We start from the raw sequence: 23,531 nt of genomic DNA on the forward strand, positions 1-23,531 counted from the left end.
GATGTTTGAACCAGCTCCATAGCTTTGTCCGGAAACTAATCCCTGTATACTGCGGGTATCAAGAACGACCTGCCGTTACGGGGAAATCAGTTTGTCTGGCGAGACTGTTAGCTACGGACTAGAAAGCATCATCCTGCATCACTCCTTCAAGCAAGTGAAGGGGCGAACCATCAAAATCGACTGCCACGAACGTACGCACCTGGGTGGCGTGAACGGGGCCGGTAAAACCTCTATCTTGGCGTTGATACCGGCATTTTTTGGCGAAGAGCCTGAGCGCATCGTTACCAAGGCATCGGGCAAACTGTCCTTTCTGGACTACTACCTGCCCACCTTCCAAAGCCTGATCATATTTGAGTACCGACGAAGCACAGGGCTGCACTGTGCGGTGATGTATCGCCATGCACAGGGGAAGCCTTGCTACAGGTTTGTGGCTGGCTCTGCTGAGGAGACCTTTTTCTCGCCAGAGGTGAAGCCGTTGCTTCAAGCCGGGGCCAGTGCAGATGACGTGTTTGCCGCGCTACGTAGCCGGGGTGTTAACCCTTCGAAAATGATCGATACCATTACCAGCTACCGGGCCATTATTCAGCGGAATCAAAAGTTGCTGAAGCGGTTGCCTGCGGATGCACGGGCCCTCCGCGCTATGGCTGCCGAGCATGGCCTGGGTGACAGCGACACCCAGATGACCAACATTGAACGGCTTACCCACGTGGTGTTGAACAAACACCGGCTCCTAAGCAGCTTCAAGACCATGATCTGCGAAACCCAGTTTGAGAATATCCATCAGCATGCCAAGCCTCGCGCCATTGATCGCAAAGATCTGATAGAGGATATACGCAGCCTTTCTGCCTTTGCAGGTGAAGAAGCAAAAATTCGTGAATGCTTGAGAAAGGATGCTGAGCGCAGGGCAATTCATGAACAGGCGGATAAATCAGTAGCCAACTTGCACGCATCTGTTGATGAAGCCCGAGAGAAGGTCAGCGAACTGGGGGAGCAGAAAGAGCGGCTTGAGGCGGATAGAAGCAATCGAAGAGCGGAGTTTGAAGACAGCGATCGCCAGCTGGCCCGCGAGGTTACGGATCATAATGCCGAGTTTGAATCCCTGGATGGGCAAGTTGCAGCTTTACACAAGCAGAACGATAGATATGAAGAGGATGGGCTCTCAGAGTTGGCCCAGAGTTTCGATAATCTTGCCGACTACCGCCAGCGTTTGGCAACAGCGCAAGCAGATTACGACAGCCTGACGGGTAAGGCCTCTGAGATAGAAGGTGAGTATGAGCAAGAAAAGCTGAATATCCAGCGCGAGCACGAAAAGCAACAGGCCCAACGCCAGCAGCGTTTAAGGGAAGCCACTGACGCGCTTACTTCAGCAAAGCATGCCTATGACCTGAAACTGAATACCATCAAAACAAACCAGGTTGCTGCGGTATCCGAGTACAAAGGTGGTCGCTCAGAGGAGCGCTCGGAGCTAACGAGTGAGCAGGCTCGCCTGTTAGCACTGAGGGAGAATCCTGGCCAAACGGAAGCTGAGCAGCAGGAAATTGCAATTGCGGAGCAGGCCGCAGAAGAAGCGTCGGATCAGGTGTCCCAAGCCCATGAAAATCGCTTGGAAGCTGGGCGTAAAAGAGATCAGGCAGACCGGGACTGGAAAACAGCACAGGATCAGGTTCAGCAAATGGATGACAAGGTCCAGGTGCTGGAAGACAGGTTCAACGAACTGCAGCGACAGATTGCTCCTGAAGACGGCACCTGGTTATCAAGTCTTCGCGCCCAGGACCCTGAGTGGGGCAACCACCTGGCGAAGGTCGTCAATCCCGACCTGCTGCACAGAAAACACCTTGCGCCTACCCGCGATCATGAGGCGAATAGCACGGCTGTTATGGGTTGGCAGCTTGCGCTGGATGCCTTGCCCATTCCGGATTTTGCCGCCTCTGAAGAAGCCTTGCAGGAAAGCAGCCGGAGCATAGATGCAGAGCGCCAGGCAGCGTTCAAACAACGGACGGAAACCGAGCGTGAGGCTCAGCGCAGGCATGAAACCTACAAGGAGCGAGCCGCCGCTGCCGATCGTCTGGAAACCGAGTTCTCGCTGTTCAAACGTGCCCGCGATAACGCGCAGAATAAACTGGCTAACGTGCGCCAGCGTGTCAAAGAAGCGCAGGCTGCCCGGATCGCAAAGATCACCAACGAGCTTGAGGCCGTCCAGAGGAAACTTCAGGCCTTTGATGAGCAAACGGGCGAAGGTGTGCGAGAGGTTGAATCCGGATTCCAGCAACAAGTGTTGGACATGCGGGCTCATTGGGCGGAGAAAGAGTCTGAGCTGCAATCCAGCATAGACCACCAAAGCGAGCTAATTGCGACCGCAGAATCCGACCACAAAGCCCGGCTCAAGAGCAAACGCCAGATATACGATCAGCGCCTTTCGGAGGAGGGCATTGATCCAAAAGAAGTTCAGAAGGCTCGCGAGGCGTTAGCCAAGCTTAAAGACACCGTCGAAACCATTGTGGCGTCTGAAGACCTTGTTCGTGGCTATCGCAAATGGCGCGAGCAGGAGTGGTGCAAGGTTGAAGTGCTTACCGAGCAAGCCAATCAGGCCAAAGCCAAGTGTGAGGCTGCCGCGCGTACCCGAGAGCAAGCAGAGCGCGCGTGGAAGGAGCAGGACAACAAGCTGAAGGTATCTATTGCCGAGCATCAAGCGGCAATCAAGAACCTGAGGAATCAAACGGAAGCGGCCGATGCCGTGCTCAAGCATTTTCAGGCGAATACCTTCTCCGAAGGTTTTCCGGGCAATATGGCCGATCTTACCCAGGAGCTTCAGGGTGCTTACCAAAAACTGGAGCAGCTGCGCAGGGAGGTCGTGGGCACGTTCGATCAGGCAACAGCAATCCTGAACCGATACGACAACACCCAAATCCAGCAGGCGTGGCAGAAGCTGTCAGCCTATCGGCGCGGACAGATGACGGGCGAGGTGTTGGACCATGAGGAAAGCTTCAAGCTGGCGCGGGTTCCGGATTTGCGAGAGTTATTGGATACCGATATACCCCAGCTTCGCGATGCACTGATTGACCAGTTTGTATCGGAAGCCGGCAGCCTGGTGAAGTATTTCGACAGCCTGGAAGTCATGGCTAGAGAAGTGAAGGCGGTTTCCAGCCTTCTGAAAAGAAAAATTAATACCGATCAGCAGATAGAAAGCCTGAGCGATATACAGGTTGTGCTCGAACCCAGAATTTACGAGGACGAAACCTGGCAGCCGTTGAAGGAGTTTGTGGATCAATGGCAAAACTGGATTCAAATGAACCGGCGCTCTTTGCCCAGTGATGCCATTCTGCGGCGCTTTAAACTGGTCACAGACACACTCAGTGATGCCAAGGTAAAAGACAGCGTTGAATCGATGATAGACATGCGTCTGGAAATGAAAGAAAACGATCGTCAGGTGGTCATCCGCACCGATGCGGACTTCCTGTCAGCCAGTTCCACTGGCCTGACCTATCTGGCCATCATGACCGTGTTCATGGGGCTCACCCGTTACCTGTGCCCGGATTTGAACACGCGTATCACCTGGCCCATTGATGAACTGGGCACACTCAGCCCCAACAACATCTCTCATCTTGCAGATATGCTGGAAGCCAACAATCTGACGATGATTTCTGCCTGCCCTAAGCTCGACAGAAGCTTGAGGAAGTTCTTTGAGAACAAGATCTCCCTCAAACAGGGACGGATTCACACCTACGAATCCTCCGGGATTGAAGGAAAACACGCGGAGCTATTCTCCAGCGTGAGCCAGGATGATAACTCAACAGCAGAGGAGGCAAACCATGAGTAGTCCGTTGTTCGAGCGAACCGTAACGGCCTTGCTGCAGGAGCGGGTTATCTGTGAAGTCAGTGATGATGAGCTCTACAACTACCTGCTGATGCCCGCCAATCAGGACTCTGTGAATCGCTTTCTGGGGCAGATAAACCGAACGCTTCGTCAGACCAGCGCTCACGATGCCTTCGTTTGTGCGTATCTGGATACTTCAGACGCAGACACCAAAGATGCGATTCGGCACCAGTTCCGGGACGTTGCCAACAACCTTGAAGCCTTTGTGCAGTTCCTGCGACTTGTGATGATGCTGGAAGCAAATGATCGGCCGATACTGCCCGGCGACAAGCTGTCTGAAGGTGCCATACTGGATCGCATTGCGGCAGCGCCAGCACTGGAGTCGAAACTGAGATCGTTGGCGGAGAAAAGGGTATTTCACACCAAGCGAGCAGATTCTGCCGGCCAGATTCGTGCGGTGCTTTCCAGCCTGGAAAAGATGGGCTACTTGAAGGCCGTAGGTACCAGCGGCAGCCTTTTCAGAGCCACCGGCCGTTGGAGTTGGCTGTACGACGCCATGACATTCATAAAGACCCACGAAGGCATTCAGGGCTCTGACGATACAGATTCCGAGCAAATGAGGCTGCACTGATGGCGCGCGCTCATGATGCCCACGGAACCCTTCGTGCGCTTGCCAAGTATGGCGAAGCCATTCTGGAGGCGCACCTGCGTAACGGTAACCGGGTGCCGGATTCCGATGACAACCTTGGCCTGATCGAAACCCTTGAGCACCACCGCCTGGTTTGGCGGATTGGTGACAACGAAGATCTGCAGCTGAAGAAGGTGCTGGTTCAGTTTCTGGATCACATCACCGAGTCTGAGCGGCGCCGATACGCCAATGCCCAGGTGGATATTCTTTGGCAGCAACTCAGTGAACTGTTTCTGGAATATAAAGAAGCTAAAAAGCGATCGGCTCTGAGCGATATTGATCGGCTGGAAGGGGAAATCAAAGAATGCCTGGCGGACGTCATTGAGGACATCCGAAACGCCACTGAGGCGTTTGCCACCTACATTAATACCGGCTTTGCCTACATCACCGATCTGCAACTGCGCTTTCGTGAAAACGAGCGAGTCATCGAACGGGCGGGTCGCCTCATCACCTTGTTTGAAAGTTTCCGTATTCGCGAGTTGGCGGAGCAGGCGGGTTCCGATGCCTTCCTGAAACGATTGTTATTGCGGCATTTGCCAGCGACTTTGGAATCCTCACAGAAGAACCTTTCCTATGCCCTTAACCAGCTGCGAAAAATGCTGGTGCGCATGCGTGAGGACCAGCGGCTGAGCCGAATGGTGGGTGCCTTCGAGGCGCACTTTATTAACAACCGCGGATTTGAACCCTCCATAGATCACCTGGACTTGAGATATGTTCCAGAGTTTTTGAATACGGTAGAGCCGTTCCAGATAAAGGGCTTTGGCGATATTTACGATTCGTCTGACGATCTGGAGTTGATAGAGATTGCCGCAAAGGCGCGCACCATCGCTATAGAACTGGAAGATAAGCCTGTTCCAGACGGCGTCGCCACAGTCAACTTCGACGTTGAGGGTGAAATTGAAATTGAGGAAGACGACCCGGTGGAAGAAGCTATCGAAGAGCTGATTCAGTTGGTGGTTGATGGTGCACTTGGTGAACGGAGTATTCTTGCCTCAGAAGCCCTGGCCAGCACGGGACTGGAGATAGATAAGGCCGATTGGCTGCAGGCCATTGTTTCAGAAATTGAATCCTTGTCGGATGGCGATCAGCAGTATATCGAGGTGGTCTACCATCAGATGCCACACCGGACTTTTCCAGACAATGTGATGGTTTCTGATCTCACCCTAAGGCACAACAATGCTGGCTGAAATCGCAGCGATTGAGCGTCTGCTAAGGACTGGAAAAGCCAACGTTAGACGCGGCAAAGTCTGGGATCAGATATGCGCAGAGACGGGTGTAGGGCAGGTTATTGGCAAGGAAATTCACTTCACCCCGGAAGAGCGGCAGAGGTTGCGAGAATACGCCAAAGCCGAGCATGGGTTAGACCCGCAATATGATTCCCGCGCTGGCGGCCGCATGGCGATGGCCCACCACGACGCCAGCGAAAAGCTCAGCCCGGATTCGGTCTTCGGTGAGCTGCTTGTATTGGCGACCGCCGGTGCTGCGATTGTAAAGGTGAACGGCAAAAATGCCTCAACTCCTTCGGGTAGTGTGCTCAGCGTGCGACCGCACTGCCTGGACCTTAAACACCTTCAAACTCAGAATTTGGTCATCATAGAAAATGGTGGTTTGATGCCTTACTGGGCGGATATCAAGCTTCCGGATTCCCTTGCCAACGCAATCATTCTGTATCGTGGGCACCGGGAAAATGTTCGCTCTGTTGCGGAGATAGTCAGCCATCAGCCCGCAGACAAACTGGCGTGGTTTTTCGATTTTGATCCTGCGGGGCAATGCCTTGCATTCGATCAGGCAAAAGGCAGTACGCTCGTACCTTCTGGCTGGCGTAAACTTGGTAGGCACACGCCTTTTAACCAATCGAAAGTGCACCATAAGCAATGTATAGCGCTACAAAGGCTCAGAAGCCGGGCCACTGGAGAGCTTCTCTCCATTGCTGACCACATGGCGAGCGAAGAGCTCGCCTTGATGCAGGAGCATTTGGTTTTACGCTCTGTGCAAATGTCGAAGGTACTTCTAACGGGTTACTAATTTTCAGCCAAAGCTCAAAGCCTGTCTTTGTATTTTTCAGGCCGCTGCATCGGTTTAGCAGCTTGAATGCATAAGCCAAATAAAATATCACCAAGTTTTACATTGCTCCCCTTTATCTGCCATTGGTATTGGCTCATCATTACATCGAATTAAATACGTCCCCCGCCAAAGGCGACAATGGATGTCGGTCACGTAAATATCCCCCCAGTCACTAAAAGATCGTTACCGCTTTCTGAGTTACGTAGTGTCGACCCTGTGTGTCCAAAGTTTCCCATGAGTGAGTGGTGGATTTTAAAACGGATAACCCATAACTAGCGAGAGATCAGTAATGTTCAAGAAAGCGATTTGTATGGCCGTCTTAGCCACAGCTAGCGCGCAGACAGTTGCGGCAGAACCTGTTGAAGAAAAGCACTTTTCTTTAGGTATTGCTTCGTTTGCAACAATTATTAGCGTTGAAATTCCGTATTATGGCACTGAAAGAGACGATTTTTCTGGATTTGGTCTTTTTGGTACAGGTGCTGTCAACGATAACCTAGGTTTCCGTTTGTCATATGCGAAGCAAAGTCTTGATGACAACTCAGATCTAAAGCTTGATGTAGTTGAAGGTAGTCTACTAGCGGGCACGGGGTTGGCCACGACCGGCTTCAAAGCTTATGGCTCTTTCGGATTTTACAGTGAAACACTCAAAGCGAATGGTGCAAGTGAGGAGCTTGATTTTAGTGGCGCTATGTTTGGTGGAGGTGTTGGCTATAACTGGAACCCAGTTTCATTGGAGTTCTGGATCAATTTCCGAAGTACTAGTGATTATGAAGATCTTTCTGGCGGAGCTGATGTAACTGCTGCATCTGGAGGCTTGGGCTTGTCCGCTCGTTTTTAAGGTAAATGTGCTCTAATTGCAAAAAAACTTGAATCCTTAGGAAATCACGGATTCAAGTGTCTATAAAAACGACGCTGGCCCAGAAGCCCGGGCCTGTGTCATTTCTGCCATGCACGATGCTTTTTGGCGTTGCTACAGTTTTGCGCCGACCGGGATAGACGTTTTGTCTCGTAGTGGTTGGGCTGGGTTAAACCAACAACTACAAAAAGGGACTGAATCGTGAGACCAATCAGAGTTTCTCTCTTACTACTCATTACGTTGTCATTCAATGTGTTTGCCGGTACTGAGGGCAATGCCCGTGAGGCAGTATTTGTCGGCAATAACTGGGAAGGCATGATCGATGTTATTGATGCCGAAACCTATGAAAAGATCAGCCGTATAAATGGCATTCCTGACCGAAGAAAGCGCCTGCGGGAAATAATCTGGCGCCCGGATAAGCTATTTTTCTTCCAGATTGTGCGTCATCTGATCGGTGAGGGTAACGACCAATACGTGGATGACATGTACAGCACCCGTGACGGAAAATTGCTTATCGTCTCCCGCCCCAGCTTTGCGGATGTGGTTGCTATAGACATTGCAACCAACAGGGTTGTCTGGCGCTTTGAGGTTGAGGGGTATCGTTCGGATCATATGGCTTTGTCGCCTGATGGAACCGAAGTTGCCGTATCTGCTTCCACTGGCAAAGTTGTACATATACTAGACGTTCTTACCGGCAAAGAGCGGGGGCGGTTTCCTACAGGAGATTCACCCCACGAAAACGTTTACTCCAAAGATGGCAATAAAATCTATCACGCCAGTATTGGCCACGTATTCACATTGGCCGATAGGGGTGCGCTCAGGGATATCAAGGGGAATCGTATTTTCAAGGTTGTGAATGCCGATACGCTTGAGGAAATCAAAAGCTTTGATATCAGTGACAAGCTGGCAGAGGCGGGCTACCCCGGTATGAGCCCGGCGATTCGTCCGATGGCGCACACCGAAGATGAGAAGTTCTTCTATTTTCAGCTTTCATTTTTTCACGGGTTCGTGGAATACGATATGGAGAATGACCAAATCACCCGCGTAGCCAACTTGCCTAATTTGGTTCCAAACATGCCTGTTGAGCGCTATGTGAATGATTCTGCCCACCACGGCATTTCTATGGGCGGCAACGATGAAAAGCTTTGTGTTGCGGGCACCATGAGCGATTACGTGGCGATTGTTGATCGTGAGAGTTTCGAGTACGAAATTCTGGAAGGTCTTGGGGAGAAGCCTTACTGGATCACCCGCGATAAATCCGGAGAAAACTGCTTCGTATCCTGGAGTGGCACTGACCAGATATCTGTGATCAACATAGATCGCGCTGAAGAAGTCGCCCGAATAGATGTTGGTGACCACCCTCAGCGGATTCGTGAAGGTTCGGTTCCGCAAGGCTGGGCCACTGGTTATTAATTACTGAGTTCAGTTGCATGGCCTCTTCCATGAGAGGTCATGCAATATGCCGCAGCTTGTGGCCATCCTGATATTCTAATCGCAATAAGCTCTTACTAATCTCCCCGTTTTTATATCGATCCATGCCTGCATTTTGTACAATTTACCAATTGCGACGATATATTGGTGGAATCATGCTATGGAGCGCGTTATCAAACTGTCACAGGCATGGATTGCCACATTTGCACTGGGAATATTGCTGACAGGCTGTGGCGGTTCTTCTGATCCCACCTATTCAGGTTTGAACTCCCTTGATAGACAAAAAACGGCAGTACTGAGCTGGAGTGCCCCAAGGAGCCGGGTAAACGGTGAAGGCATAAGGATGGCCGAGCTGGATAAGTACATCATTCGCTACGGTACAAATGCCAGCGCTTTGGATAAGGAGATCATTATTGCGGATGCCCAGAAAGACGCGGACATGGTGTACGTGGTGCGCGGTTTAGATGCCGGGGTTTGGTATTTTACGATTCTGGTTCAGGACACTGGTGGTTTGCTTAGCGCGCCTTCCGAAATGGTTAGTAAAGGAATTGAATTCTAGAAAGCCTCGGCATCCGCCGATTGGTTACTGTTGCCGCTACTACCGGCTAAGGTAAGGGTTCGGCGATCGGAAGTTTAAGCGTGAACGATGCCCCTTCTCCCGGGCGGGAAACAACGTATATCTCGCCTCGGTGCTTCTCCACCACTGTTTTCACGAACGAAAGCCCCAACCCGGTTCCATGAACGCCCGCCAGCTCACTGCTTTTTTGGCGCCGATATCGGTCAAATAGGTAAGGCAGTTCTTCCGGGTCAATCCCCGCACCATCGTCAACAATGGTCAGGCAAGCCTGATGTCCGGCACGAAATACTTGAATACTCACCGCTGAGCCGGCCGGGCTGTACTGTACGGCGTTGGTTAGCAGGTTGATAACGGCTCTTTCGAGCAGTTCTGCATTTCCCCTTAACCACAAATCCTCTGTACCTTGCAGTTGTAGGGCAATGTGCTTCTCTACTGCTTGCTCGCTAACGCTGTCACGGGCATTTTCAACAATGGCTAAAAACTCGCATTCGTAAAAGCGGGTTTCGGTGAGCTGCTCTGCACGGGCCAGCTGCACAAACTCTTCAGCTAGATGGTAGCTTCGTCTGGCTAACCGCCCAAGTTGCTCCAATTGGCTTCGGTCAATGTGAGTGGGGTCGCGTTTCAGTTGCTCAATAAGTGCCAGTTGAGACACCAGAGGAGAGCGCACATCGTGGGAAATAAAGTCAATCGCCTCCCGGTGCTGGCGCTGCTGTTCTCTCAGCTCGGATATATCCGAAATATTGGCAATGATGCCGTATTGCACGCTATCGGGGAGGGCGAAGGGGGCAAAATGGATGAGAAAATCCTTATCCCGTATTTTTAGATCCACTGTGCGGCTTTGCAGCATCGTAAGCGTTTCAGAAACGGTCTCGTACCAGGGTGGTGTTTCGCGTGGGTCGTGACCCTCTAAAAGCCGGGTTAGGGGGAGCCCGCCAAGGCTGGGCATGGGTTCGCCAAACCACTCTTCAATGTGGCCGTTGGCGAACCGTATGATGCCAAGTTCATCGGTCACAATGATGCCATCCGGCATACGCTCGAAACTGCGCCGGATAAATTCCTGCATGTGGTTTAAGCGCTCTGTAGCTACTTTAACCCGTTCAATACGAGCTGAAATATTCTCGCTGGGGCCAAGCCTTTTTTCGAAGGCTTCTGTGCTTGAGAGCTTAAGGCGCCGCAGGTAGCGTTGCATTGCTTCTAGGTTCAAATTGTTGGGTAGGATAAGCCCTAAGGTGTAGCAAACGTTGCCACGGTCGAGCCGGATCCAGCTTTGGTTGCCGCTGTGATGCCATAGCCCCGCCTTCAGATTGGCGGGGACATCCGTCAGGTTCAGGTTTTGGTTCGATAGAATGTCGGCAGCTTCCGTCAGCAGCCAGCCTTGCGGCTGAAACAGTGCTTGGAAGTGTTCAAGGAGCTGGCTCGCTGGGTGCTTTGCCGGCTCGGGTAGCGCTACTCTGGGGGTGCGCACCAGTTCGTCCAGCTGGCGGTTCAGAAAGTGGTTGGTCATCGCTAGGCGCATGCCGCTGGCAACAGGAAAGGCGACCAGAGGCATGATCAAAGCGTGAGCCACAGGAAGCCATATATTGAGTGTGTGCAGCAATACTAAATACAGACTTAGAATGGCGCCGCCAGCGGTGATGCATGCCAAGAGCGTGCGCGCCGGGCGCACTCGGGGTACCAAGGTAGCCAGAGCCACAAGTGTGATCAAGGCGAGGGCTATGCCCGTCCATTTCGGGGCTGGGCTGATTAGGCGCTGCTGTTGAATGGCTGAAAGCGTATTGGCGTGGAACTCCACACCAGACATGGGTTGGCTGAGGCCAGAAAAGGGCGTTGGCAAGATGTCTCCCAACCCGGCTGCCGTGGCGCCAACAAAGACCGTTTTCCCGTGAAAGGCATCGGGTGCCGGTGCCGCGTTAAGCACATCGCTATAGGAGTAGGTGAATAACGTGCCCGCCCTGCCTGCGAGCGGCACAACCCGGTAATCGTCTCGTACATTTATAAATGCCGGTAACCCTTGTGTATCGGGTTCTCGGGGGCTGGCGCCCGAGGCCGCAAGTGCGAGGCTAGGCCATAGTTGGCGCTCCATGCCATTAAATAGGTAAAGCCCTCTGGCAATGCCATCATAATCCAGCTCAACGTGTGCATGGCCTAGGCGTGACGCTGCTGATATCAAGTTACCGGGAGGTAGCTGCTCGCTTAGCTGCAAACGCGGGTTTGAGGGTGCCAGATGAATTGGCAGCACTACATCCCCGTGGGCCTGCATAGCGCTTGCGAGCTTGGGATCATCCGTGGAGGGTTCGGTGAACAGAACATCGAACACAATGGTTTTTGCGCCAGCTTGATGCAGTTTATGTATCAAGCTTGCGTGGGTTTCGCGAGGCCATGGCCAGCGGCCCTGGCGGGCTAGGCTGAGATCATCAATAGCCACAATTGCGATGTTCGGAGAGGCAGCAGTGGGGTTGGCTAGTAGGGCAGAATCCAGAAGCCAGTAATCAATTCGCTGCGGTAAGTCTGTTGTTTCGGCGAGCAAAAATAGGAATAAAAGTGCAAGACCGAGTGTCCATGGGGTCGTTTTTATTGGCAACCAATCCCGGTTCATGAGTCCTACTTGTGCGTCAGTTGTTCGATACTATTCTAGATACAGCTCCCTCCCTGGGCCCCAGCGGCTTTCCAGTGGGCCATCGGAAAGCGCTTTCAGGCGCACAAAATACCGCCTTCCGGGAATAAGACGCAAGGCCGCTGTTGTGTCTGGTAGCGTAGCTTCCTTAATTATATCGTTGAAACTAGGCTCTTCGGAGAGTTGCATGCGGTAATTTGCGGCGGTATCAACTTTCTCCCAAAACACCCGAACCTGACTGTCTATGTAGTTAATACTGATAATGCGCACCGGCGGGAGCGTGCCATTTACAACCAGTTTTCTGGGTTGAGTCGTTGCTACAGAGTTTCCGCCAGCTTCTGTCACTACACGCCAATAGTACTGGCCGGGGCTTAGGGGGCGGGAGGGTAAAGCGGTGGTTCCTGGCGCCCACTCGCTGGTTGCAACCAAGTCCCTGAAGGCTTCATCTTCCGCAATTTCAACTCGCGCTACTTCGTTCTCGCCCTTGAGCTCCCAGCGGAATTCCGGCATGTCATCATTCACACTGCCACCATTTTCCGGGGTTAGCAGTTTGGCGGTTCGTGCTTGTAGGTCAACTTCTATGGGCAGTATGCCGGGCATTCCTGTCATGCCTTGTTGATCGAACGCGGCCAAATGTATCTCATACTGGCCGTTGTCCAAACGGCTTATGTCAAAGCGGTTACCGCTGACTTCGCGGCTTTCAATCCAACGTCCACTTTCTGTCTCAAAAATATCCAAGCGGTAGGCGCTTGCCGGGCTTGATTTCCAAGTTAGCTCCGCCGGCAGTTGCGAAAGTACCGGTGGGAGAGGATTTAGCTCGGGCGCCGGCGGCATCTTGCGAATGCTTAGCTTGTTCCCGTTATTGCTGGCAACAGTCGCGCTGTAACCAGCAGGAATACGATGGATTTGCTTAGGAGAGCCGAAATCGACAACGCCTTCGGTGACCTGCAGGTGCGTGCCTTCTGGCCCGGCGTGTAATGAAAAAGCTGTACCGCGCACAGCAGCTACCGCAGATGGGGTCTCGATTTCAAAACGAGCGCCTCCTTCAATCACTGGCTTAACACGAGTGTGTACCTCCCCGCGGTCAAGCCTCAGGCGCGTATCGACCATGCCGGATTTACCGTACTGGGTTAGTCGATTGAAGATCAATCTGGAATTTGGAGACACGCGCACTTCCGATCCATCAGCCAGCATAATAGTCGCGGCGCCAGCAGCTGAGAGCACCTCATCGCCCACTCTTATGAGCGCTTCTTCTGTTAGGATTCTTTTCCGGCCATCAATACCGGATATCAGTTGAACACTGCCCGAAACCGAGGTGACGCGAGCAGGGTTGGGCTGCCGTTTTAGCCAGGACAATGGAATGCGAATACGGTCGCCTTCCCCAAGAATAGCGGCGTTTCCAATAGTGTTATATCGCAGGAGTTGAGCTGGGCTGTGCTGTCTAACCAGAAGGTCATTGGCCACTTCCGCAAAGCTCTCGCCGCGTTTCAGAGTATAGATCCACTCAGGCACGGTTTCGCCAGCGGAGCTTGCGACGGTTGTTGCTGAGCCGCGGGTAATGGAAAGCTCTGCACCCGCGGGCATGCCCAATGCTAACAGCGCTAGCATTAGACACGCTTTGGTAATCGAGGACAAAGAGGGTACTGTCATTCTGTAACTGTTGCCTCGGCTTTCATGGCTTCAAGGCGATATCCGCGCTGGTAGATTGTCTTTATGCGGAAGCCATTTTCCGGGTTTAGGCCTAATCGACGCCGCAACCGGCTCATATGAGTGTCTACAGTTCGGGTATTGATATCTTTTGCCATTCCCCACACTCGCTCCAGAAGCACGTCACGAGTGAGTAACCGGCCCTGATTCTGAAACAGGAATAGCGTTAAATCGAAGTCTTTGTCTGTCAGCGAGAGTGCTTCACCATGAAGAGTTATGGTTCTTTGCTGCGTATTGACTTCGAAAGGCCCATATTTAAGGACTTCTTTTTCGTTATCCGGGTTAGCGCGGCGAGCCAGAGCGTTTATACGTGCAACCAGTTCTGCTGCACGGGCAGGCTTTGCAATAAAGTCGTCTGCGCCTGCGTCTAGCGCCTCAACAATGTCGGCTTCACTGTCTCGCTGGGTGAGGAATACCACAGGAATAGGCCAGTTAATTTGTGCTCTTACGCTCTTTAGCACGTCAATACCGGTCATGTCGGGGATCTGCCAGTCAAGAATCATCAGGTCGTAACTGCGGTGCAGTGCGGCGCTGATAAAGCTCTGACCCGTAGGAAAGCTGTCGCAGTCGTGCCCACGCTCAGACAAAATAGACTGAATGTGCTGCGCCTGTTCCTGTTGGTCTTCAAGCAGAGCAATACGCATTGCGCCTCTCCCGGATTAGATGACTCGTTGCGATTCGGTTTCGCTGTGTGTGATACAGGATAACCTGCCATATCATGTAATTATCACAAATTGCTCTGCTATATTCAGTGTTGTTATGTAGCCTTGCGTAAGCGAACTGCAGGTTTTCCGTTGTCGTCATCTAAGGTTTGTCGGCAGGAGGGATAATTACTGCAGCCCCAGAACCAGCCTTTCTTGCCTTTTCTGCGCACTAGGGGCGAAAAGCAGTGCGGGCAGGGCACTGGTTTTTCGCCGGTGCCATCCTTCGGTGCTGAATCTTCAATTGGTCGGGTTCCTCGGCACTCGGGGTATCTGGTGCAGGCGAAAAATCGGCCGAATTTGCCATCCCTTTCGGTCATTAGCGCGCGGCACTTGGGGCAGTTTGGTGCCTTGCTTTGAGGCTCTGAAACCCGCGTTCCCACATTAGGGCCAATAAACAGCCTTATTTCTGCTTTTAATGTTTCCAGAAATTTACGCGGGTCGTCTTCACCTCTGCGAATGCTCTCAAGGGTCGCCTCCCAAACTGCCGTTCTGTCCGGCGTACTAACCGATTCCGGCAGTGCACCGATCAGGGTTTTGCCCTTGTCGGTCGCGCGAATATGTTTGCTGTCACGGTATAAATAGTCGCGCTTGAAAAGCGTGTCGATAATGCTCGCGCGGGTTGCCTCCGTGCCTAAGCCATCAGTCTCACGCAGGGTTTTTCTAAGCTCGGGGTCAGTTACAAATCGGGCGATGTTGGTCATTGCCGAAAGCAGCGTTGCATCAGTGAAGTGCTGGGGTGGCTGAGTTTTGCGCTCGTTTACACTGCTATCTTCGCAGAGTACCGGTTCGCCTTTACTCAGGCGTGGCAGTGGTGGCTTCTCTGCCTCTCTACTCGTTTCACGCAGTTTTAACTCCAGTTTTTTCCAACCTGGCGTGAGTACCGCTGTCTCTGTAGCTCGAAACTTATGCTCTGCAACCCGCACGGTCAATCGGCCTTCGCGGTGAATGGCATCCGCAAAAAACTGCATGAGGTAGTAGCGGCTGATTAAATTATAGATTTTTTGTTCAGCGTCGCTGAGTTTTCCGTTCGGTGCCGTTCGGCTAGTTGGAATAATGGCATGGTGCGCATCGACTTTTTTATCGTTCCAAGCCGCGGTTCTGCGGCTCAAGTCTGCACTGCTACAGGCGTTTGAAAGGTCTGCTGAGACTCGTGCAATCGCGCCCACAACCTGCTCGCGCTGGGCAAAGTGGCCTTCTGGCAGGTATCGAGAATCGGAACGGGGGTAGGTGATGAGTTGGTGGCGTTCGTAAAGATTCTGGGCTGTGTCGAGTACGTCTTTGGCACCCATGCGAAAAAGACGACCCGCTTCAATTTGCAGAGCCGACAGAGATAAGGGCAAAGGCGGCGCTTCTGGTCGGTCGCGAAAGCGGGATTCGACGATTGAACCGGGTCGGCTATGAATGCTGGCGGCAATTTGCTCGGCGGTGGCTCGGTCTAGCAAGCAGTTTTCTTCGTCCAGATAGTCCTGAAACTGCTCATCCGGCAGCCATCGCGCCGTGAACACTTGCTGGTCGGCTTCTTCTTCCTGTGCTTTGAAGCGGGCTTCAATGCGGAAGTAGGGTTTGGGCTCAAAATTCTCAATGGTGTTATCGCGCTCAACCACCAGTCCCAGTACCGGGGTTTGTACTCGCCCCACGGAGTAGACGCCTTTTTGCCCTTGCTGTTGGTAGTTCAACGTGTAGAAGCGGGTTAGGTTGATGCCATAAAGCCAGTCGGCGCGTTGTCGGGCGAGGGCTGAGTGGGACAGCCGCCTGAATTCCTGGTTATCTCTGGGCTGTTGTATGGCTTTGGCGACTGCTGCAGGCGTCAGGTCGTTAATAAGTATGCGTTTTACCGGCGCTCTGGTTCCGAAGTAGCGTATTACCTCGTCTACTAGCAACTGGCCTTCCCGGTCTGGATCGCCTGCATGAACGATGGTCGTTGCCTTCCGGATTAGGGCCTCCAAGGCATTCAGCTGTTGGCGTACGCTGTCTTTAGGAGTTAGCTGCCATTTGTCCGGATACATGGGTAGGTCGTGCTGACGCCATGTTTTCCATGCCGGGTTGTAGCTGGCGGGTTCTGCTGGTTCTAGCAGGTGGCCAATACACCAGCTTACGGTGGCCGCTTCGCTGCCTTGGCCACAACGAATCCAGCCCTGACCTTTTTGGTAGGGGCCGGGGAGTGCGGCGGCAATGGCCCTGCCAAGGCTGGGTTTTTCGGCGATATAGAGGAGCATGTTTGGGTATGGCTGTGTCTGGTTTTGGGGTGGTGGGGAATGTGGCGGTTTGGGTGTGGGGTGTCAAGGTTCGGGGGCTGCTTGTTCTGTAGTAGACTGTTGTTTTGGAGTTAGTGGACGTGGGGCTGGCCTTTCCAAAACACGCCGTGAACCCGTCCGTGGGGGCTTGGTGTTGCCATCCTTGGCAACACACAGTTTTGGAAAGGCCAGCCCCACGCCCACTTCATACTCCGGAGTATCGTCATTTATTTCAGAACGAATGTTGAGAGTTGATTCTTATGAAAATGCAGAACGCAATTGAAGCCAAGCTGAATGACGCGTTTAGCGCCAGCATTCTTCAGGTAGAGAACGAGAGCCATAAGCACAGTGTGCCGCCTAACTCCGAAACGCATTTCAAGGTGACCATGGTGTCACCAGCGTTTGCAGGGCAGATGAAGGTTAGGCGGCATCAAGCTATTTACAAGGTGCTTTCTGAGGAGTTGGAGATGGCTGGTGGCGTGCATGCGTTGGCGTTGCATCTATACTCTCCAGAGGAGTGGGAGGCGTCTGGGCAGGTTGCGCCTTCTTCGCCGAATTGTATGGGTGGTTCCAAGGCTGATGCTTAATAAGCGGCTTCAGGCGGTTAAAAAACAAAATGGAGGGCTTTTATGAGCCAGTTTTTTCAGATTCATCCGGAAAATCCTCAAAAGCGGTTGATCAAGCAGGCTGTTGAGATTCTTCGTGGTGGCGGTGTGATTGTGTATCCCACTGACTCCGGGTATGCCCTTGGGTGCCATTTGGGTGAGAAGCCGGCTGCGGACAAGATAAAGCGTATTCGAAAGCTGGATGATAAGCATAACTTCACACTCGTGTGCCGGGACCTCTCGGATATCGGCGTTTATGCCAAGGTAGATAACACTCAGTACCGGCTACTGAAAACCTTCACGCCGGGGCCGTATACCTTTATTCTGGATGCAACGAGTGAAGTGCCAAGACGTTTGCTGAACCCGAAGCGGCGCACGATTGGCGTGCGGGTTCCTGATAATGCGATAGTCCGCGATCTGTTGGGTGAGCTTGGCGAGCCTATTATGAGCAGCACGCTGATTTTACCGGGTGAGTCGGACCCTATGACGGACCCTTACGATATCCGAGATACGCTGCAGCATGAGCTTGATCTGATTATCGATGGTGGGTTTTGTGGCATGGAGCCAACCACAGTGGTGAACTTCACTGGCGATTTGCCGGAGGTTACCCGAGTGGGCAAGGGTGATCCTGCACCCTTTGAGTGAGTTTGCTTAGGCCCGAGTATTTAGGTTGAAAGCGTAGTTACCCCGGTTCGCGGCGGCTTCAAACTGGTCTGTTGGGGCAGAACGGCGCAGGGTGTCGTAGCGGTGTACGAGATCCTGCAGGCCGTTAAATTGCTGATTTTCACTGACCAGTGTATCGAGCAGTGAATTATTTACCCCATAGGCCTGATTGAGCTTTAGGGCGTTGTCCATAAAGTGCAATGTGGGTTCGTTGACGCTCAGGCGGCTGAAGGCATCCTCAAAATTCTTGTTCACGTTTAAGTCGTTTTCGATTCGGGTGCGGGTTTCTTCCGCCAAATTTCCACCCACTTCAATTTTACCGTTTTCGTTTTTGTTGACACTTATCGCCGAGTTGGGATTTAAGTTGTACTCGGCAAGTTTGTGCCGCAGCGTTTCCCGTATGAAGGCAAGATCCTGCCCCACCGTTTGCTTATAGTCAGCCAGAGGCAGCTTCTGTGATTTCAGCCTGCTAGCATCACCTAGCGATGCCCCGGATGGTGTAAAACGGTCGTCCCCCGGGCCTGCAGGTTGAAGCGGGTCTGCGCCGCCCATGCCTTTAGCTTTCTGGCCCTCCGCATCACTTATCGCCGAGCGCTTCTCCAAGCTCTGCTGGAAGCGGGTGCTTGCCTGTATAAGAGATGTCAGCAACGACATAGCGTGTATTCCTCCACCGGCCCGCAGAAGCGCGCCAGAAAATTATCGTCTATGATCTAGTGGAAGCACATTCCGGGCCAGTCGATGATAATCCCGGTTTCTGATCTAAATCAGTAAATATTTGACGCATATCTATAAAGTTAAACGTCGTTTTGCCGTCAACCACTTAGGATGCTCTAAATTGCCGGGTTGAGCTGGCGTTCATTGTTCTTGTGACCGGGTCGCTATGAAAAAACAATATTCCATTCGCTTTTTGCTGCTCGCTGCACTGGCAGCGGCATTCTCTCTTATTCTGGTTTTCACCATACTGTTTAGCGCGAGTGCGCAGCGCGATCACATGGAGGAGTTCAGCCATAAGTACGTGGATGGCCTAGCCAAATCCTATTTTGATGGCCTGAACACCATGATGGTTACTGGCACTATCAGCAACCGCGATGTACTTCGGGACAAAGTAATGGCCCCGGCAGACGTGCTAGACGTGAGAGTAATCCGCAGCGATCAGCTGAACCGCATGTTTGGCAGCGGCACCGCAGCAGAGAAAACCCGTGATTCTGATGACAGAAAAGCGCTGGCTGGCCAGCGAATTGAGCGCTACTCAAATAACGAGGATGGGCGTGTTTATACGTTGATTGACCCGGTTATCGCCCGAGAAGATTACCAGGGTGTAAATTGCTTGGGTTGCCATCAGGCACAAGAGGGCGATGTGCTTGGTGCGATACGTGTGGACTACTCTCTTGCTGAAAGCGATGACGCCTTGCACCAGCAATTATTCGCCAGTGGTGGAATTCAAATAGCTATCTTTGTTGCGGTGTTTTTCCTGACCGGGTTGGTTTTGAATCGATTGGTTTTCTCCCGGTTGCGTCGGCTTCAGCGGAGTATGGATGAGATTTCCCAAAACTCCGATCTCACCATTGAGCTGGATGTCTCTCGCAATGACGAAATCGGCTCCGTCTCTCTGGCATTTAATCGCATGATGGCGAAAATCCGTGAAAGCATGCATACGGTTATGGATAACGCTGCAAAGGTTGAGCAGGCAGCGCGCAGTATCGCTGCAAAAGCTGAAACCACGGGCCGTGAAGTTATGGCTCAGAAAGACAACACCGATCAGGTTGCCAGCGCCACCACCGAAATGGCCGCATCGGCTGTGCAGGTGCGTGAAAACGCCATTCATACAACTCGCAAGTCGTCTGAAACTGCTGAGTCTGCGAACAGTGGCGAGCAACTTGCGCGCGCCGCCGTTGAGGGCATTGAAGCATTGAATACAGAGGTTGAAGGCGGCGCTAAGAGAATCGAAGATCTCAATCAGCGCACAGGCCAGATGGCGAGCATGTTGGAAGAGATTTCCAATATTGCCGAACAAACCAACTTACTGGCGCTGAATGCAGCTATCGAGGCCGCCAGAGCTGGGGAGCAGGGGCGTGGTTTCTCGGTTGTAGCGGACGAGGTTCGGGCTTTGGCATCGCGTACTCAGGTTTCCACAGAGGAAATCCGGAAAACCATTAACGATCTTAAAAGTGAAGTGGTGGACTGTGTTGCAACTATGAGCCATGCGTCTGATATGGCGGGGCAACAGGTAGAAGCTATCTTGAAAGTAGAATCCGAGTTGCAGGACATTGCAGCTGCAGTTCGCGAGATTGCATCGCTCAATCTGGAAATGGAAAGCGCGGCGAATGAGCAAAGTGATGTGTCGGAAGCCATCAATCAGAATGTTATTGAAATCAGCCGTTCGGCAGAGCAGGCATCCACAGATGCTCAGGAAACGGCGAATATAGCGGGGGATTTGTTGGTTATGGCGGAAACGCTCAGGGAGACCATCGAGCAATTTCGCTTGGCCGAAAAGAACCGCTAACCGGGCGCCCCTTTTGGGGCAGCTCCGGTAAGCCTTGCCCGTGGGCTAGCCCTCTCGGGTAACTTCAATGATCTTGAGATGGATATTGTTGCGGCCACGGATTGGCCATTCGATAGAGTCACCTACCGCAAGCCCTAGCAAAGCGGAGCCCGCAGGGGCCAGAATCGAAATCTTGCCTTCGCCGGTGCCCACTTCATGGGGGTAAACCAGCGTCAGTTCCTGTTCCTGGCCGCTGTCTTCATTTTGAAAGCGAACCTTTGAATTCATAGTTACTACGTGCGCGGGCATATCTGCCAGCGGTACCAGTGTGGCGCGGCTCAGCTCATCATCCAGTCCGTCTACCACATCTGAGTCACCCTGTTTTTCAATCAGGGTAGTCAGCCGATTAAAGTCTTCTTCAGCAACCAAAACTTCCGGCATATCTGCCATAGTAATCTCCAAAAATAAAATGAGTATTTGAAACTTAAGGGTTCAGGCGCCGAACCCGACATGTAAAAACGGATTCAGCGAGAAAAGAGGAACGCAGGCAACACACCGGCAGTGCCTGCCTGATGGCGGGCACTTAAATAGTAGAAAGGAATGATCTCTGAGAAAAACGTTCTCACAGCTTCACCTAGTGCGTTGTCTGGATAAATAAAGGAAAAGCGGCAACTTGGCCGCTCTGGTTAATTTATAAGCTTTTGTCGGGTTCCACAAGTGGGCTTATGGAAAACGTAAGAAATAAAGCGCATAACGCCATATTTGTTAGACTGACACCTTAGACGATTCATTCATAAACTGCATCAGGCAAGGAATTTCTTACCCATGTCCAAATTGTTTCCTTCTGTTGACCCAGACGGGTTGCTGGAATACTCCGTGGTTTTCAACGACCGCTCGCTAAATCACATGTCTGCACCGTTTCAGCAAGTTATGCGAGATATCTCGTCAACGCTCCGACAGGTGTACAACGCTAAGGGCGCCGTAATTGTACCCGGTGGCGGTAGTTTTGGGATGGAGGCTGTAGCCCGCCAGTTCGCGAACGGCGAGCGGTGTCTAATTGTTCGCAACGGCTGGTTCAGCTATCGCTGGACACAGATACTTGAAGCAGGGCGAATCACTGACAACATCACTGTGCTTCAGGCGCAGGCTTCGGATAACACCGCCAAAGCGGCTTACGCTCCGGTGCCGGCAGAACAGGTTGCAGAGCGCATCAGAGCCGAAAAGCCTGCAGTGGTATTTGTTCCCCATGTTGAGACCGCTTCCGGGATTGTGCTACCAGACGATTATCTAAAAACCGTTGGCGATGCAGTAAAAGACGTCAACGGTCTGTTTGTGCTGGACTGTGTTGCTTCCGGTGCTCTTTGGGTTGATACCAAAGCCTGTGGTGTGGATGTGCTGATCACGGCGCCGCAAAAAGGTTGGAGCGCCTCACCCTGTGCTGCACTGATCACACTGAGCGAGCGTGCCATTGCACGCATGAATGAAACAACGAGCACCAGTTTTGCGGCAGACCTGCGCAAATGGTCTCAAATCATGCAGGCTTATGAGTCTGGCAATCACGCCTACCATGCAACCATGCCGACTGACACTTTAGTTGTTCTCCGCGATGCCATGCTCGAAACGGTAAAAGCTGGTCCGGACCAGCTTTATCAGCGGCAAGAAGAGCTTGGCAAACAGGTGCGTGAGCTGTTTTACAGTGCCGGCTTCCAAAGCGTTGCCGGGAAAGGTTTCGAATCGTCCAGTGTTGTGGTTTTACACACCGACGATATCAACATTCATAACACCAGCTTATTCCGTGAGCAGGGCTTGCAGGTAGCCGCCGGTGTACCTCTGATGTGTGGAGAATCGGAGAACTTTCGTACCTTCCGCATGGGGCTGTTTGGTTTGGAAAAACTGAACAATCTGGATAGAACGGTTGAGAACCTGAGAGTGGCTTTGGAGGCGATACAAGGCTGATTTCAGGCCGGTAATGGCGCTGGCATGGCAGAGCCATTAGGATTTCGTGTCGTTCGTTGTAGTAATTTCGTTAAACTCACTGAACTCTGGGCTGCGTAAAGCGGCCCAATGACCAAGAGAGGAATACCTGTGACCCTCGTAAATATCAAAGCTCGTCTAGCACGTCTACCCCATGAAGCTCTGGCCCATGGAAATCTGGCCTTAAACAGGGTGCATCGGCGCATATCGCGATCGCTGGTTCGGTGTGTGGCATTTGCATTGATGTGTGTAACGGGCGCAGTTTCAGCGCAGGGCTCGGTGGTCGTTTCTTCAAAGATCGACACGGAGGGTGGTGTGCTTGGTCAGATGATTCTGCAGCGTTTGGAGAGCGGCGGTATTCCCGTAGAAAACCGGTTACAGCTTGGCAGCACCAGCATAGTGCGCAGCGCAATTAAAGCGGGTGAAATTGACCTGTACCCTGAATATACCGGCAATGCTGCATTCTTTTACGACAAGGCAGATAGCCCAGTTTGGAAGGATGCTGCAAAGGCATACGACATGGCAGCGGAGCTTGACAGCACCGCTGAAAACATTGTCTGGCTAACGCCTGCGAACGCCAACAATACCTGGGCCATGAGTGTGCGCGGCGATTTGGCGCAGAAGAATAACCTAAAAACACTGGAAGATTTGGCCGACTATATCAATGCTGGCAAGCCGTTTAAATTTGCCGCAAGCGCTGAGTTTGTGGAGTCTGCCAGTGCCTTGCCTGCGTTCCAGAAGGCTTACGGGTTCGAGCTAACATCTGATCAGCTTCTGATCCTCTCCGGTGGTAATACCGCAGCGACCCTAAGGGCAGCGGCCATTAACTCCAATGACGTAAATGGCGCTATGGCTTATGGCACCGACGGCGGCCTCAACGCTTTGGGCCTGAAGGTGATGCAAGACACCAAAGGCGTACAGCCGGTTTATCAACCAACACCCATAATCAGAGCAAGCGTATTGAAGGAATACCCCAACATACGCCCGCTATTAAAGCCGGTGTTTGAATCGCTTGATCTGGAAACCCTGCAAGCATTGAATGCAAAAGTAGCCGTTGAAGGCGCCCCTGCAGCTGCGGTGGCGAAGGACTATCTGGAAAGCCTTAACCTGGACTAATC

The 23,531-nt window shown here is 52.4% G+C and carries 18 protein-coding genes; 12 read left to right on the forward strand and 6 right to left on the reverse strand.

Translation table 11 applies throughout. The features are described from left to right. Positions 1 to 91: 91 nt before the first annotated feature. The 7 genes from MWU62_RS13615 to MWU62_RS13645 all read left to right on the forward strand — a co-directional run bounded on the left by MWU62_RS13615 (position 92) and on the right by MWU62_RS13645 (position 9,412). Positions 92 to 3,817, forward strand: a complete 3,726-nt coding sequence (locus tag MWU62_RS13615) for an ATP-binding protein (RefSeq protein ID WP_247115418.1) — start codon at positions 92 to 94, stop codon at positions 3,815 to 3,817. Further along, the gene (locus MWU62_RS13620; protein ID WP_247115419.1) at positions 3,810 to 4,445 is read left to right on the forward strand and encodes a hypothetical protein; all 636 of its coding nucleotides are present in this window, start codon (positions 3,810 to 3,812) and stop codon (positions 4,443 to 4,445) included. Before MWU62_RS13615 ends, MWU62_RS13620 begins: the two co-directional genes overlap by 8 nt. Continuing rightward, the gene (locus MWU62_RS13625; protein ID WP_247115420.1) at positions 4,445 to 5,689 is read left to right on the forward strand and encodes a hypothetical protein; all 1,245 of its coding nucleotides are present in this window, start codon (positions 4,445 to 4,447) and stop codon (positions 5,687 to 5,689) included. The genes MWU62_RS13620 and MWU62_RS13625 overlap by 1 nt, the downstream gene beginning before the upstream one ends. Continuing rightward, positions 5,679 to 6,527 (forward strand): hypothetical protein, encoded by an 849-nt coding sequence (locus tag MWU62_RS13630; protein ID WP_247115421.1) that lies wholly within the window; start codon positions 5,679 to 5,681, stop codon positions 6,525 to 6,527. Before MWU62_RS13625 ends, MWU62_RS13630 begins: the two co-directional genes overlap by 11 nt. Positions 6,528 to 6,855: 328 nt before the next feature. Next, positions 6,856 to 7,404 (forward strand): outer membrane beta-barrel protein, encoded by a 549-nt coding sequence (locus MWU62_RS13635; protein ID WP_247115422.1) that lies wholly within the window; start codon positions 6,856 to 6,858, stop codon positions 7,402 to 7,404. 219 nt (positions 7,405 to 7,623) lie between these two features. Then, the gene (locus tag MWU62_RS13640) at positions 7,624 to 8,835 is read left to right on the forward strand and encodes a hypothetical protein (RefSeq protein ID WP_247115423.1); all 1,212 of its coding nucleotides are present in this window, start codon (positions 7,624 to 7,626) and stop codon (positions 8,833 to 8,835) included. 178 nt (positions 8,836 to 9,013) lie between these two features. Continuing rightward, positions 9,014 to 9,412 (forward strand): fibronectin type III domain-containing protein, encoded by a 399-nt coding sequence (locus tag MWU62_RS13645; RefSeq protein ID WP_247115424.1) that lies wholly within the window; start codon positions 9,014 to 9,016, stop codon positions 9,410 to 9,412. A 46-nt stretch (positions 9,413 to 9,458) separates the two neighbouring features. Here the strand turns inward: MWU62_RS13645 and MWU62_RS13650 are convergent, their stop codons facing one another. From MWU62_RS13650 to MWU62_RS13665, 4 genes are all read right to left on the reverse strand, one after another. Continuing rightward, positions 9,459 to 12,026 carry a CHASE2 domain-containing protein gene (locus tag MWU62_RS13650; protein ID WP_247115425.1) on the reverse strand — a complete coding sequence of 856 codons (2,568 nt, stop codon included), beginning with the start codon at positions 12,024 to 12,026 and terminating at the stop codon, positions 9,459 to 9,461. 30 nt (positions 12,027 to 12,056) lie between these two features. Continuing rightward, positions 12,057 to 13,694 (reverse strand): FecR domain-containing protein, encoded by a 1,638-nt coding sequence (locus MWU62_RS13655; protein ID WP_247115426.1) that lies wholly within the window; start codon positions 13,692 to 13,694, stop codon positions 12,057 to 12,059. Then, entirely contained in the window at positions 13,691 to 14,395 is a 705-nt protein-coding gene (locus MWU62_RS13660; protein ID WP_247115427.1) for a response regulator transcription factor, read from the reverse strand. The genes MWU62_RS13655 and MWU62_RS13660 overlap by 4 nt, the downstream gene beginning before the upstream one ends. Before the next feature lie 113 nt (positions 14,396 to 14,508). Next, entirely contained in the window at positions 14,509 to 16,671 is a 2,163-nt protein-coding gene (locus tag MWU62_RS13665; RefSeq protein WP_247115428.1) for a DNA topoisomerase III, read from the reverse strand. 278 nt (positions 16,672 to 16,949) lie between these two features. Here MWU62_RS13665 and MWU62_RS13670 point away from each other — a divergent pair, with 278 nt between their 5' ends. Next, positions 16,950 to 17,276, forward strand: a complete 327-nt coding sequence (locus MWU62_RS13670; protein WP_247115429.1) for a BolA/IbaG family iron-sulfur metabolism protein — start codon at positions 16,950 to 16,952, stop codon at positions 17,274 to 17,276. Positions 17,277 to 17,318: 42 nt separating this feature from the next. Continuing rightward, positions 17,319 to 17,939: an L-threonylcarbamoyladenylate synthase gene (locus MWU62_RS13675; protein WP_247115430.1), complete on the forward strand. Its 621-nt coding sequence runs from the start codon at positions 17,319 to 17,321 to the stop codon at positions 17,937 to 17,939. Between the two features lie 6 nt (positions 17,940 to 17,945). Here the strand turns inward: MWU62_RS13675 and MWU62_RS13680 are convergent, their stop codons facing one another. Continuing rightward, the gene (locus tag MWU62_RS13680; RefSeq protein ID WP_247115431.1) at positions 17,946 to 18,611 is read right to left on the reverse strand and encodes a hypothetical protein; all 666 of its coding nucleotides are present in this window, start codon (positions 18,609 to 18,611) and stop codon (positions 17,946 to 17,948) included. A gap of 226 nt (positions 18,612 to 18,837) precedes the next feature. Here MWU62_RS13680 and MWU62_RS13685 point away from each other — a divergent pair, with 226 nt between their 5' ends. Beyond that, positions 18,838 to 20,460: a methyl-accepting chemotaxis protein gene (locus MWU62_RS13685; protein WP_247115432.1), complete on the forward strand. Its 1,623-nt coding sequence runs from the start codon at positions 18,838 to 18,840 to the stop codon at positions 20,458 to 20,460. A gap of 45 nt (positions 20,461 to 20,505) precedes the next feature. Here MWU62_RS13685 and rnk read toward each other — a convergent pair whose 3' ends face one another. Further along, positions 20,506 to 20,889 (reverse strand): nucleoside diphosphate kinase regulator, encoded by a 384-nt coding sequence (gene rnk, locus MWU62_RS13690; RefSeq protein WP_247115433.1) that lies wholly within the window; start codon positions 20,887 to 20,889, stop codon positions 20,506 to 20,508. 375 nt (positions 20,890 to 21,264) lie between these two features. On the opposite strand from rnk, the gene MWU62_RS13695 reads away from it, so the two are divergent. Further along, positions 21,265 to 22,395 carry an aminotransferase class V-fold PLP-dependent enzyme gene (locus MWU62_RS13695; protein WP_247115434.1) on the forward strand — a complete coding sequence of 377 codons (1,131 nt, stop codon included), beginning with the start codon at positions 21,265 to 21,267 and terminating at the stop codon, positions 22,393 to 22,395. 261 nt (positions 22,396 to 22,656) lie between these two features. Further along, on the forward strand, positions 22,657 to 23,529 hold the full coding sequence (locus MWU62_RS13700; RefSeq protein ID WP_247115492.1) for an ABC transporter substrate-binding protein: 873 nt from the start codon (positions 22,657 to 22,659) through the stop codon (positions 23,527 to 23,529). Positions 23,530 to 23,531 lie beyond the last annotated feature (2 nt).

The sequence above is a fragment of the Marinobacter sp. S6332 genome (assembly GCF_023016045.1).
Lineage (GTDB): Bacteria > Pseudomonadota > Gammaproteobacteria > Pseudomonadales > Oleiphilaceae > Marinobacter.